General features: G+C 69.9%; 10 protein-coding genes. 5 read left to right on the top strand and 5 right to left on the bottom strand.

The window, feature by feature from the left end:
* Positions 1–271 precede the first annotated feature (271 nt).
* From ACIPTO_RS09655 to ACIPTO_RS09635, 5 genes are all read left to right on the top strand, one after another.
* On the top strand, positions 272–985 hold the full coding sequence (locus tag ACIPTO_RS09655; protein WP_401190494.1) for a hemolysin III family protein: 714 nt from the start codon (positions 272–274) through the stop codon (positions 983–985).
* A gap of 135 nt (positions 986–1120) precedes the next feature.
* Positions 1121–2701 carry a DHA2 family efflux MFS transporter permease subunit gene (locus ACIPTO_RS09650; RefSeq protein WP_366316053.1) on the top strand — a complete coding sequence of 527 codons (1581 nt, stop codon included), beginning with the start codon at positions 1121–1123 and terminating at the stop codon, positions 2699–2701.
* Positions 2698–3330 carry a TetR/AcrR family transcriptional regulator gene (locus ACIPTO_RS09645; RefSeq protein WP_401190491.1) on the top strand — a complete coding sequence of 211 codons (633 nt, stop codon included), beginning with the start codon at positions 2698–2700 and terminating at the stop codon, positions 3328–3330. Before ACIPTO_RS09650 ends, ACIPTO_RS09645 begins: the two co-directional genes overlap by 4 nt.
* 30 nt (positions 3331–3360) lie before the next feature.
* Positions 3361–3642 carry a type II toxin-antitoxin system Phd/YefM family antitoxin gene (locus tag ACIPTO_RS09640; protein WP_401190489.1) on the top strand — a complete coding sequence of 94 codons (282 nt, stop codon included), beginning with the start codon at positions 3361–3363 and terminating at the stop codon, positions 3640–3642.
* A 5-nt stretch (positions 3643–3647) separates the two neighbouring features.
* Complete coding sequence (locus ACIPTO_RS09635) at positions 3648–3926, top strand: type II toxin-antitoxin system RelE/ParE family toxin (protein ID WP_401190487.1); 279 nt, start codon at positions 3648–3650, stop codon at positions 3924–3926.
* A gap of 65 nt (positions 3927–3991) precedes the next feature.
* Here ACIPTO_RS09635 and ACIPTO_RS09630 read toward each other — a convergent pair whose 3' ends face one another.
* The 5 genes from ACIPTO_RS09630 to ACIPTO_RS09610 all read right to left on the bottom strand — a co-directional run bounded on the left by ACIPTO_RS09630 (position 3992) and on the right by ACIPTO_RS09610 (position 12740).
* Positions 3992–6415 carry a galactose oxidase-like domain-containing protein gene (locus tag ACIPTO_RS09630; protein ID WP_401190485.1) on the bottom strand — a complete coding sequence of 808 codons (2424 nt, stop codon included), beginning with the start codon at positions 6413–6415 and terminating at the stop codon, positions 3992–3994.
* Entirely contained in the window at positions 6412–7605 is a 1194-nt protein-coding gene (locus ACIPTO_RS09625) for a glycosyltransferase (protein WP_401190483.1), read from the bottom strand. The genes ACIPTO_RS09630 and ACIPTO_RS09625 overlap by 4 nt, the downstream gene beginning before the upstream one ends.
* Positions 7602–9251 (bottom strand): ArnT family glycosyltransferase, encoded by a 1650-nt coding sequence (locus ACIPTO_RS09620; RefSeq protein ID WP_401190481.1) that lies wholly within the window; start codon positions 9249–9251, stop codon positions 7602–7604. Before ACIPTO_RS09620 ends, ACIPTO_RS09625 begins: the two co-directional genes overlap by 4 nt.
* A complete protein-coding gene (locus tag ACIPTO_RS09615; RefSeq protein WP_366316067.1) occupies positions 9248–10516 on the bottom strand; it encodes a glycosyltransferase in 1269 nt (422 codons plus the stop codon). The genes ACIPTO_RS09620 and ACIPTO_RS09615 overlap by 4 nt, the downstream gene beginning before the upstream one ends.
* A gap of 193 nt (positions 10517–10709) precedes the next feature.
* The gene (locus ACIPTO_RS09610) at positions 10710–12740 is read right to left on the bottom strand and encodes a thioredoxin domain-containing protein (RefSeq protein WP_401190479.1); all 2031 of its coding nucleotides are present in this window, start codon (positions 12738–12740) and stop codon (positions 10710–10712) included.
* Between the last annotated feature and the right edge of the window lie 87 nt (positions 12741–12827).

Raw genomic sequence — 12827 nt, 5'->3', positions numbered from 1 at the left:
CGCGACCCGGATGCTTCACGATGGTCGATCTTGGCGCTCATCCGGTGCCGACCGCACTCATTTGATCATCCGACGCGTCCGCCCATATGTCCAGAGGGCCTCACAGACGAGCGACGTGAGGATCGCCACGTATCGAGTTGTTTTCCGCGCGTCACCATCGATTCACCCCGCGTACCCGGCGCCCGGCTACGCATGAGAGAGTGGCCACTTCTGGCCCCTCATCTCGCCGCACTGACACGTAACTTACGGTTCCGTAGGTACGATTGAGCGCATGACTGCGTCCGTCCCCGACGCGCCCACGGACACGCCGGCAGCCGGCCACGGTCCCTCCGCGCTCTCCCTCCCCGACCACGTGAAGCCGAAGCTGCGCGGCTGGCTGCACCTGGGCATGTTCCCGGCCGTCCTCATCTCCGGCCTGGTGCTCACCGCTCTCGCCGACTCGGCCCGCGGCCGTATCGCCTGCGGGATCTTCGCCCTGACGGCCTGTCTGCTCTTCGGCGTCAGCGCGCTGTACCACCGGGGCAACTGGAGCCCGCGCATGGACGGCGTCCTGCGCAGACTCGACCACGCCAACATCTTCCTGATCATCGCGGGCACGTACACGCCCCTGACGATGCTGCTGCTGCCGGGCGCCAAGGGCCAGTGGCTGCTGTGGGGCATCTGGGGCGCGGCGGCGGCCGGGATCGCCTTCCGCGTCTTCTGGGTCGGCGCGCCGCGCTGGCTCTACACCCCCTGCTACATCGCGATGGGATGGGCGGCCGTCTTCTTCCTGCCCGACTTCATGCGCACGGGTGGCATCGCCGTCCTGGTCCTGGTGATCGTCGGCGGCCTGCTCTACAGCGCGGGCGGCGTGATCTACGGCATCAAGCGCCCGAACCCGTCACCGCGCTGGTTCGGCTTCCACGAGGTCTTCCACTCCCTGACGGTGGCGGCCTTCCTCGTGCACTACGTCGGGATCTCCCTGGTGGCGTACCAGCACGGATAGCACCTGGGGCACCTCCCGTTCATGGCCACGGCTTTCGAGCCGTGGCCATTCTTCGTGCGCCGGCAGCCGGTTCCCCGCATTCCGACAGTCGATCCCTGTTGACATGGACCACCTTTTGACAGTTACTCTCATTTCATGGCTACTGTCACTGACTCCCCCGACGTGCGACGCGACCCGCGCCGCTGGTGGGCCCTCGGGGCCCTGGTCGCGAGCATGCTCACGCTCGGCTTCGACACCACGATCCTCAACGTCGCGCTGCCCACGATGGCCGGCGAACTCGGCGCGAGCACCGGCCAGCAGCAGTGGATGGCCGACGCCTACGTGATCGTCTTCGCGGCGCTCATGCTCCCGGCGGGACTGCTCGGCGACCGCTTCGGCCGGCGCCGCATGCTCATCACGGGCCTCGGCATCTTCCTCGCCGGTTCCCTGGCGGGCGCCCTCGCCGGCGACGTCACCTGGGTCGTCGTGGCCCGCACGGTGATGGGCGTCGGCGCGGCCCTGGTCACACCGCTCGCCCTGTCCGTGCTGCCCTCGCTGTTCGGCCCCGACGAGCGCACCAAGGCCGTCGGCATCATCTCCGCGGCCTCCTCGCTCGGGCTGCCGCTCGGCCCGATCATCGGCGGCTGGCTGCTCAACCACTTCTGGTGGGGCTCGGTCTTCCTGGTCAACATCCCGATGGCCGCGATCGGCATCGCGGCCTGCGTCTTCCTGCTCCCCGAGACCAAGGACCCCGCCTCGCCGAAGGTCGACACCCTCTCCACCGCGTTCACGGCGGCCGGCCTCGGCGCCCTCATCTACGCGATCATCGAGGCGCCCAGCCGCGGTTGGGGCGACCCGCTGATCGTGGGCATGCTCATCGGAGCCGCGGTCCTCATCGCCGCCCTGGTGCTGCGCGAACGGCGCATGGCACGCCCCATGCTCGACATGACCCTGCTCGGCCACCGCGGCTTCCTCTTCAGCACACTCGCCGCGACCCTCGTGATGTTCGTGCTCTCCGGCCTGCTGTTCGTGCTGCCTCAGTACCTCCAGGCGGTGCTGGGCAACGACGCGCTCGGCACCGGCGTCCGGTTGCTGCCCATGATGGGCGGCCTGATCGTCGCGGCCCGGGCCGCCCAGCCGCTGGTGAACAGGTTCGGCTCGCGTGCCGTGGTCTGCGCGGGCCTGGTGGTCCTGGCCTTCGCCGCCCTGCTCGGCAGCCGTACGACGGTCGACTCCGGCTACGGCTTCACCGCGCTGTGGCTGTCCGTCACCGGGTTCGGCTTCGGCTTCTCGATCGTCCCCGCGATGGACGGCGCGCTGGGCGCGCTGCCCCGCGACCGGGCCGGCAGCGGCGCCGGACTGCTGATGACCATGCGCCAGGTCGGCGCCGCGATCGGCATCGCCCTGCTGGGCAGCCTGCTGGCGAGCAGCTTCCGGGACCGCCTCGACGTCACCGGCCTGCCCGCGAAGGCGGCCGACACGGCCGGGGAATCCGTCGTGGCGGCGCACATGGTCGCCCAGAAGGCGGGCTCGGCCGACCTCGTGGCCTCCGCGAACAGCGCCTACGTGCACGGCATGGGCCTGGTCCTGCTGGTCTGCGGCATCGCGGCGCTCGTCACCGCCCTGCTGTCGGCGGCCTTCCTGCCGAACACACCGGCCGCGCCCGGCGGGCGGGCGGAGGCGGACGACGACCCGGCCGCCGCCGTGGCCACGGCTCTGGCGGATGCCGGACAATGAGCGGTATGACGGCCGCACCCTCCCCCTTCAGCCCCGCAGAACGCCCTCAACTGGGCCTCCGGGAGCGAAAGAAGATCAAGACCCGCGAGGCGATCCGCTCCGCGATGTACGCACTGGTCAAGGAACAGGGGTACGACGCGACGACGATCGAGCAGATCGCCGAGCGCGCCGAGGTGTCGCCGTCGACGGTCTTCCGCTACTTCCCCACCAAGGAAGACATCGTCATCACGGACGAGTTCGACCCGATCATCATGGAGGAACTGCGGGCCCGCCCCTCCGACGAACCCTGGACGGTCACCCTCCGGTACGTGATGCGGAAGGCCATCAAGTACGGCATCGACGAGGACGCGGAGACCACCCGGCTCCGCACCCATCTGATGGTCCAGGTCCCGGCCGTGCGCTCGCGGATGATGGAGAGCATGTCGGTCACCGGCTCCATGCTCTGCCAGGCCATCGGCGAGCGCACCGGCCGGGACCCGGAGAGCCTGGAGGTCCGGGTCTACGCCATGTCCCTCGTCGGCGGCCTGATGGAAACGTCCCTGTACTGGGCGGAGAACGGCCACCGCGAGGACTTCCTGGGGCTGGTGGACCGGACGATGGACGTACTGGAGCACGGGCTGTCCGAGTAGAGCCAGATGTACATCTGATACATTCGTGACATGAGCGAGCCGGTGATTGAGCCCATGGCCGACGTCCGCAAGCACCTGGCGGACGTCATCGACCGCGCCCATCGCGATGAGACGCCGACGATCATCACGCGACGCGGCAAGCAGGAGGCGGTGGTCATCGACATCGACGAGTACCGGCGCCTGCGCGAACTGGAAGAGCGGGCCGAGGACTCCTGGCTGAACCGCCTGGCGGACGAGGCCGAGGCCGAGGGGCGCGACGGCTCTGTCTCCCTTGAGGAGATGGCCGCCCTGCTCCGGTCTCACCACGCCTGATTCCGATGGCATACGTCACCCGGTTCACGCCGTCCGCCCAGCGGGACCTGCTCAAGATTCCTCGGCCGGACGCCGTGCGCATCCTCCACCGGCTCACGGAGTTGCAGAGGGCACTCGACGCGGACGACACCTCGGCCCTCGACATCAAGGCCCTCCAGGGACACAACGCCCGCTGGCACCTGCGCGTCGGGGTCTTCCGCGTCGTGTACACGGTGGAGGACGGCCAACTGATCGTGTGGGTACTGTCCGCCGGTCATCGCCGCGAGGTCTATCGGAACCTGTGAACCCGGCGAAGGCGCACGCTCCAACAGGCCTGCGCCCTCGCCGAGTTCGCGGGCGACCGCTAAGCCTACTTCCTCACAGGCTTCACGCTCCTCACGTCACCCTTCCCGCACGCCACCCCGTCCCTGTCCGGGTCGAGGCCGAGCGGGTCGTCCGCGCCGTTGACCTTCAGGCGGCCGTAGGAGTTGTGCTGGAGCCAGGTGCAGCGGGCGGTCGTCGACTTCTTCACCTCGGGCGGGAAGACCGTGGGGACGCAGACGTTGACCGTGCCGTAGTGGCGGTCGCAGCCGGAGACGGTGGGGCTGACCGGCTGGGAGGCGCGCTTCCTGCCGGGCTTGGTGACCTTGCCCTCCAGGGAGTCCGCGAAGGAGTGGACGTGGGCCGACGCCGTGTCCGCGCTGAGGGCCGAAGGGCCTTGCAGATGAACCCACTTGGCCACCGACGGGACCCCGTTGGCGTCGACCGCGAAGAGCATGTACCAGCCGGGCGGCGCCAGGTCGGGGTTGCTCGTCACGTTCAGGTCGACGGTGTTGCCGTCCACCGACAGGGGCAGGTCCACGAACCGCTGGTTCGGGTCCGAGGAGTGCGTGACCGCCGCCGGGCGGATCAACTCGGCCTTCGCGACGGGCCGGTCGACGGTGATCGTCTGGGTGTCGCCGTACTCCCACTCGGTGTCGATGACCGAAGTGATCGTCGGGCGGGTGCCCTTGAGGAGATAGGGCGGGGTGTAGATCGAGACGTTGTGGTTCCAGGTGCCGTTGCCCGGGTTGTCACCGGTCGACATCACCCGGCCGTCCGGCAGCAGGAAGGACGACGAGTGGTACCCGCGCGCCTCCGGGTCCGCGGCCACCGGGTCGAAGGTCGTGGTCGCCGGGTCGAAGATCGACGCCTCGTAGACGGGGTTGGCGCGGTTGTGCAGCCCGCCGCCCGTCTCCAGCACCGTGCCGTCCGGGAGCAGTACGGCGGACACGTACATCTTGCCCTGGCCGCCGGTCTCGGCCACCGGGCCGTTCCCCAGGTCCACCGTGCCCTGCGGGAGCTGCGGGCCGGCCGTGTACACCGGATCGGCCTCCTTGAGGTCGATGATGTCGGTCAGCCGGTTCGCGTCCGGGTTGGAGTCGATGTTGCCGCCGCCGATGGTGAGGACCTTCTGGTCCTGCGCGGGAGGCAGCAGCACGCTCGCGGACTGGTCGCGCTGGTCCTTGTTCTGCAGTCCCGGGACCGACGTGATCGTGTTCGCGCCGTAGTCGTAGATCGCGCTGCCCGTGCCCGGGATGTTGTTCCCGAAGACGTGGCTGCCCGTGTAGAAGAGCCGGCCGTCCTGCATCAGGACCATCGACGGGTACAGCCCCCAGTACGACCAGGTCTGGTTGACCTGCGACAGCGGCAGCCACTTCTGCTGGGCGTCCGACCAGTACTCGGCGGTCACCGACCCGGTCGAGTCCTCGCGCAGCCCGCCGAAGGAGATGACGTCACCGTTGCCCAGCTCGGTCGCCGAGGGGTACCAGTGGCCGTCGTTGAGGTCGTTGGTCCTGCTGTACGTCTCCGTCGCCGGATCGAAGACGTACGACTCCTTGTACCCCTCGTACCCGTGCGAGCCGTCCGCCGCCGGGAACGCCTTGTTGCCGCTGAGCACCAGCACCCGGCCGTCCTGCAGCTGGATGTGGCCCGAGCAGAACATGTCCTTCGGAGTCGGGATCACCTTGTACGTCCCGGCGACCGGGTCGTACACCGCGCTCGTGAACGTCCCGGCGTCGAACTGCTCCTCGCTGTTCCCGGAGCCCGCGATCAGCAGCACCTTGCCGTTGTTGAGGACGACGGAGTGCATCGAGCGCACCGGGTTCTGCGTGGGCAGCACGTCCCAGCGGCCGTTCGCGCACTCCTCGGCGGTCGCCGTGCAGACGGCGGGCGGGAGCGTGTCCGGGACCTGGTCCATGGTGTAGTCGTCGGTGGTCGCGGACCCGGTGCCGTAGACCGAGACGCCCCAGGTGATCCGGTCGGTACCGGCTGGGACCTCCGGTGTGCGGACCGTGGCCTGTGTCCAACTCCCCTGCATCTCCAGGGTCTTGAGGTCGGTCCAGTACTGCCATCCGGCCGTCGTGTCGTGCCGGAACAGCGTGATGTTCGCGTCCGGCGTCGTCGTCTTGTACCAGAGCCCGAGGTCGTACTGCCTGCCCGCCGTCACCACCGGCGCGCATCCCGTCGACTCGGTGATCAGCGCCTTGCGGTCGCCGTCCACCCGCCGCGTCAGGGTGACCTTCATGGCCTGGGAACCGGAGTGCGCGTCCGACGTCGTCGTGAAGTCGACGTCGTTGTCGCCCCAGCCGGACTTCTCCCAGCAGTACGGCATCCCGTCGCCGCCCGCCGTCTCGAAGCCCGGGTTGAGGACGAGGTTCGCGGCCTGGGCGGACTGCGGCGAGGTGAGCAGCAGCCCGGCGGTCAGCGCCCCCACTCCGAGGAACGCGGTTCTTCTTCTGCGGTAGGTGTTCACACGGCTCTCCTCGGTGCTGTACGGCTCTCACGTCCCCGGCGCGGGAGGTAGACCAGCGCCTCGGTTCCGGCGAAGCGCAGGACGAACGTCATGACCAGCGCGAGCGCGGTCGCCGGCACGGCGCCCATGCCGAGCGTGTGGACGAACAGGGCGATCAGCGGGATCCGCAGCACCAGATCGGCGTTGGCGAGCAGCGCGAACCGGCCCACCCGGTCCCACCAGGCGCGGTGTCCGCGCCGGTCGCGGAACAGCAGGTGCTCGATCAGCAGGAAGTTCCAGGCCACGCCGAGCTGGTTCGCGAGGATCTCGGCGGGGACGTAGTGCATGCCCGCCTCGGTGAGTGCCCACAGGCCGGCCAGGTTCGGCACGAAGCCGGTGGCGCCGATCAGGCCGAAGACCACCATGCGCGCGACCGGCGAGGCGGTGCGCAGCCCGAGCAGATGGCGGAGGAAGCGGAAGCCTTCCCGCGCCGTCGACTTGGACTCCCCGGCGAACCGGTCCTGGAAGACGAACGGCACCTCGGTGACCTGGCGCGGACGGCTGCGTACGGCGAGTTCGAGCAGGATCTTGTAGCCGAGCGGTTTGAGCGCCTCCGCCGTCACCGCGCTGCGCCGGATCGCGAAGAAGCCGCTCATCGGGTCGCTGATGCCCCGCAGTCTGCGCGGGAAGAGCGTCTTGGTCAGCCATGTCGCGCCGCGGGACACGGCGATGCGGTAGCCGCCCGCGAGCCCTTCCCGGCTGCCGCCCTTGATGTACCGGGAGGCGACGACGAGTCCGGCGTTGGCGCGTTCGCCGGTGCCGACCAACTCCGGTACCAGGGACGGCGGATGCTGGAGGTCGCCGTCCATGACGACGACCCAGTCGGAGGTCGCCGCCTTGATGCCCTCGACGACCGCGCCCCCGAGCCCGCCGGCCGGCTCCTCCCGGTGCAGCACGGTCACCGGGAACGGGCAGTCGCGTGCCGCCTCGGAGATCACCTCCGGGGTGTCGTCGGTGGAGTCGTCCACGAAGACGACCTCGCAGGGCAGGCGGGTGGGCACCGATTCCGTGATGCGGTGCAGCAACTCCCGTACGTTCGCCGCCTCGTTGAAGGTGGGCACGACGATGGTGACCGCGCCCGGTTCGGCGAGCTCGGCTCCCCGTACCGCCGGGTCGCCCAACTCGCCCGGGACCATGGACTCTTGGCTCATCGCTTGGCTCCCGCGGTCTCGGGCCGGATCTGCCGGATCTCGATGCGGTCGTCGCCGGTGCCGAAGGTGGCGACCGGGGTGGAGTGCTCGATAGCCGCCTTGACGTTGGGCAGGTCGACCGCGTCGCGCCGTACCGTCGGGGAGGCCACCACGTAGTCGATGTCCTTCCAGCCGTGCGGCATCGTCCTGGTGACGGCGGGGTCGAGGTCGGCCTTGTAGAACCAGATGACCCCGAGCCCGGGCCGGTACCCGGCGTGCACCAGGTCGAGCCAGAGCGCGTCGTCGACGAGGACCCGGGTGTCCTCGGGGTCCTTCACCTGGGTGGACAGCCACGTCGAGGCGCCCCGGTAGGGCGCGTTGGCGTCGGCGGTCATGGCGATGCGGTCGCCGTCGTACCACTTCGGTACGACATAGGCGCCGGCCGCGACCGCAAGGACCACGGCGAGGGTGTACCGCCCCCCGGTGACAAACCGTTTCTCCTCCGCCCCGCGCCGGCGGCGCAGCACCGCGTGGGCGACGGAGGCGGTGCCCCCGGCCAGCACGAGCGCGAGGAACGGCAGCGCGCCGATGATGTACATCGCGGGCAGATAGCCGCCCGGCCGCAGCGAGACCAGGGCGAGGATCGCCACGGTCATCGCCGGTCCGGCGAGGGAGCGGGCGGTGACCGACCAGCGCCAGGTGAGCAGCAGGAGCAGGGCCCCGGCGAGGCCGCCCAGCGGCAGCACCCGGTCGTAGTACAGCCAGGAGTGCAGGACGCCGTGGGAGCCGGAGGCCCGGTCCAGGATGAAGCCCGAACCCGGTCTGGTCATCTGGTACGTGAGGCCGTCCCACAGCGAGACATGGCCGCTGCCCGGCACCAACTCGCCCTTGAGCAGGGCGAAGAGGGGGTACGAGAGGCCGATCAGGGTGCAGGCGGTGACCGCGCCGGTGAGCGCGAACTTGCGGGTGTCGCGGTGTCCGTGGCGCCACATGGTGACCAGCAGCGCGGGCAGGACGACGAGCATCGTCTCCTTGGTGAGGACCGAGGCCGCACCGGCGAGACCCGCCCCGAAGTGGTGCCAGAGATGGCGGCTGGGGGACGCGGCCAGGCAGAACGCGAGCAGCATCCACATCACGGCGATGTTGTCGAGGAAGATCTCCCGCTGGAGGATCACGGACAGCGGGGAGAGCCCGAAGAGCAGCATGGCCAGGCCCGCCGCCCAGCGCGGGAGCGCGAGCCGGCGGCCCAGGACGTAGACGAGGGCCGCGCCGGCCGCGCTGATGACCAGCATGGCCAGACGCATGGTGGCGACGGTCATCGAGTCGGGGCTGACGTGCGCGGGGATCCAGGTGAGCAGGGCGATCTGGATCCAGCCGAGGGGCGGGTGGTCGTACCAGTACGTGTAGTGGGCCAGCCCGGTGCCCTGCTGGACGGCCCAGGCCTGGGCGAGGTAGGTGCCCTCGTCGTCGCTGAGGGCCGGGTAGTCGGCGATGTTCCAGCCCTGCACGACGAGGATCACCGCGAGGAGCAGGCCGCAGAGGAGGAGGTCGGGGCGCGAGGAACGGAGTCTGCCCGGCGGCGTTGTTCGACCGGCCGAACCGGTTTCCGGCGCAGGCTGCCGCTGCGCGGGGACCGTGGTGGTCACCGCGGGAAGGGTGGAAGTCACGCAGGAACGTCCTCTCGGATCACTGCGGTTTCGGTGAGGTGCGCGCCGACGTGGGAGGTCAGCTCCCAGTCGTTCCGTCCGCGCTGCTCGCGCCAGACGGCGCGGAGCGCGGCTCCGGCGAGCAGCACCTGGTAGAAGGGGCCGCCCACGACGAGCTTCAGGTAGTGGACGGCACGGACGCGGAGTCCGTACTGCTTGCCGAAGTCGTGCAGGCCGACGACCTCGAACACGAAGGTGACGGCGGCGGTGACCAGCGGCAGGAAGGTGAGGAACGCGATGCCCACCGGCACGTCCAGGAAGAGCGCGACCGCCGCGTTCAGCGGGATGACGACACCCGAGAAGGCCTGGAGGAACGGGGTCATCAGCGTGTAGCGGGCGAGCAACCGCTGCCCGAATCCCGGGAGTTGCCGCCAGTCCTTCTTGCGGTAGACCTGAAGGAAGCCCTGGTTCCAGCGAGTTCGCTGCTTCAGCAGGGACATCAGCGAGCCGGGAGTCTCCTCCCGGGTCACCATGTCGGAGTCGTAGGCGACGACGACCTTCTTGCCGACGCTGGACAGCCGGACGCCCAGGTCGCAGTCCTCGGCGAGGCAGTCGGGGTCCCAGCCGCCGGCCTCGCGCAGGGTGCCGGTGCGCACGAAGACGGTGTTGCCGCCCAGCGGGATGAACCCCTTCTGCGCGTGCAGATGCAGCCGGGACCTGAACCAGAAGAAGTACTCCAGGCAGTTGCGCAGGCTGTACCAGCTGGAGTGGAAGTTGATCAGCTGGACGCCGCCCTGGACGACGTCCGCTCCCGTCGTGCGGAACGCGTGGTCGACGTGGGCGAGCAGCTCCGGATGGACCTGGTCCTCGGCGTCGAAGACCCCGACGACATCGCCGCGACAGTGCGGCAGCGCCGTGTTCATGGCCTTCGGTTTGTTCTTCCTCTCGTGCGTGTCGACGACGACGCGGACCCGCGGATCGCGCACGGCGGCACTGTCGGCCACCGCCGCGGTCTCGGGGTCGTCGTGCCCCACGATCACGATGATCTCGAAGTCGGTGTGCGTGGACTCCAGCAGCCGCTGGATGGTGTGGTCGAGCACGGCCTGTTCGTGCCGGGCCGGCAGCAGCAACGAGAACGAGACGTGCTCGTCCCCGTCCGGACTGCTGAACCGGGTGGAGGCGAGCACTTCGGGCGTGCGCCACGCGTGCATCTGCCACCACAGAGTGAAGGCGGCCATCCAGAACAGGGCCAGCGAAACGACGGCGATGAAGACGGACATCAGCACAACAGATCCCCCCAGATCCCCAAACCCCCTGGCGCGACGGTGAGTTACGGCCGTCGCGTCACGGAGCAGAGACTATGAGCGGTCTGTGAAGAGGGCAGATGATTTCAGTGAAGAGCGTGTTTCATCACCATGAGGCCCGCAGATGAGCATTTCTCGTACAGGTCGCGTTTAGGGTGGTTCCGACTTCGGCGTTTCACCTGCTCAGCGCGGTGCGCAACCGCTCGGGGTCGGTCGTCGGCGCGTCACACGTGAAGTTACGGCAGACATACGCGGCCGGTTCACCGTCCACCAGCGGCCGGTCCGCGAGCAGCGGCAGCTCGTCACTCCCCGCCACCCCGAAGGCGACCACGGCCCCCGGAGCGGTCCCCAGAAGTGCCGTACGGTGCAGGGCCCTTGCGACCGCGTCGTCGAGCGACGGCCCTACGACGGCGACCTCGCGCGGCCCGTCGAGGTACGCCTCGGCGACCGCGAGCCCCCACCCGATGAACCGCGGCACACGCGTCCCGAGCGCCTTCACGACTCCCAACGCCCGTTCCGCGGCGGTGCGATGGGGTTCGGCTCCGGTCTGCGCGGCATAGCCCAGCAGGGCACCGGCGGCGGCGGTCCAGCCGGACGGGGTCGCGTTGTCGGTCGGATCCTGCGGCCGGCGGATGAGCCGCTCGGCGTCGGCGGCGGTGTCGTAGAGCGCCCCGGACCCGTCGACGAACCCGGCGAGGACGTGGTCGAGCAGGAACCCGGCGAACTCCAGCCACACCCCCTCCCCCGTGACCGACGCCAGCGCGAGGAAACCCTCCGCGACATCGGCGTAGTCCTCCAGCACCCCGGCGTTGGCGCCGACCTGGCCGTCCTTGCTGGTACGGGCCAGCTTGGCGTGCTCGTCCAGGTGCAGGCGTACGAGGAGATCGGCGGCGGAGACGGCGGCCTCGACGAGGTCGGGGCGGTCGAAGTAGGCGCCGGTCTCGGCGAGCGCGGCGATCGCGAGCCCGTTCCAGGCGGCGACCACCTTGTCGTCGCGGCCCGGGGCCGGGCGCCGTGAACGGGCCTCCAGCAGACGGCTCTTGACCGAGGCGATCCGCTCGGCGTCGAAGACCCCCTCGTCCTGCGGGAGTTGGAGGACGGACTGCCCCTCCTCGAAGGTGCCGTCCGCGGTCACCCCGAAGTACTGGGCGGCGAGCGGGCCGTCCTGCTCACCCAGGACCTCGGTGAGCTGCGCGGGCGTCCAGACGTAGTAGGCGCCCTCCACGTGCCTGCCGGTGCCGTCGTCGCTGTCGGCGTCGAGCGCGGAGGCGAACCCGCCCTCGGCGGTGCGGAGTTCACGCACCATGAAGTCCGCGGTCTCGATGGCGACGCGACGGGCCAGGTCGGAGCCGGTGCTGCGCCACAGGTGCGCGTAGACCCGGCAGAGCAGGGCGTTGTCGTAGAGCATCTTCTCGAAGTGCGGGACGGTCCACTCGCGGTCGACGGAGTAGCGCGCGAAGCCGCCGGCGAGCTGGTCGTAGATGCCGCCGCGGGCCATCCGCTCGCAGGTGTCCCGGGCCATCTCCAGGGCGCCCTCGGCACCGGTGCGGGCGTGGTGGCGGAGCAGGAACTCCAGGGCCATGGACGGCGGGAACTTGGGCGCGCCGCCGAATCCGCCGCGCTGCGGGTCGTACTCGCGGGTGAGGCCGAGGAGGGCGGCGGACAGCTCCTCCTCGCCGGGGGCCTCGGTGCCGCCGTAGTCGATCTCGCGCTGCGACAGGTCGCGGGTGATCTTCCCGGCGACCTCGGCGACCTCGTCCCGCCGGTCGGTCCAGGCGCCGCGCACGCCTTCGAGGACCTGCCGGAAGGAGGGCATGCCGTGGCGCGGCGCGGGCGGGAAGTACGTGCCGAAGTAGAAGGGTTCGGCGTCGGGGGTCAGGAACACCGTCATGGGCCAGCCGCCCTGGCCGGTGGCCGCCTGCACGGCCTCCATGTAGACGGCGTCGACGTCCGGGCGCTCCTCGCGGTCGACCTTGACGCTGACGAAGTGCTCGTTGAGGTAGTCGGCGGTGGGCTGGTCCTCGAAGGACTCGTGGGCCATGACGTGACACCAGTGGCAGCTGCTGTATCCGACGCTCAGCAGTACCGGTCTGTTCGTCTTCCGCGCCTCCTCGAAGGCCTCGGCCGACCAGGGCCACCAGGCGACGGGGTTGTCGGCGTGCTGGAGGAGGTAGGGGGACGTCTCGTGGGCCAGTCGGTTCGGCATGCCCCCATCGTGCCTGACCGGAGCCGGGGGCCGTGGGACCGGCCGCCGGTTGCGTTTCCGGACCCGGTTCCGGTTCCGGTTCGGGCG

This window comes from Streptomyces sp. NPDC090083, from assembly GCF_044747445.1.
Taxonomy (GTDB): domain Bacteria; phylum Actinomycetota; class Actinomycetes; order Streptomycetales; family Streptomycetaceae; genus Streptomyces.
Note: the sequence above shows the minus strand (reverse complement) of the source record. Positions and strands in the feature narration are given on the sequence as shown.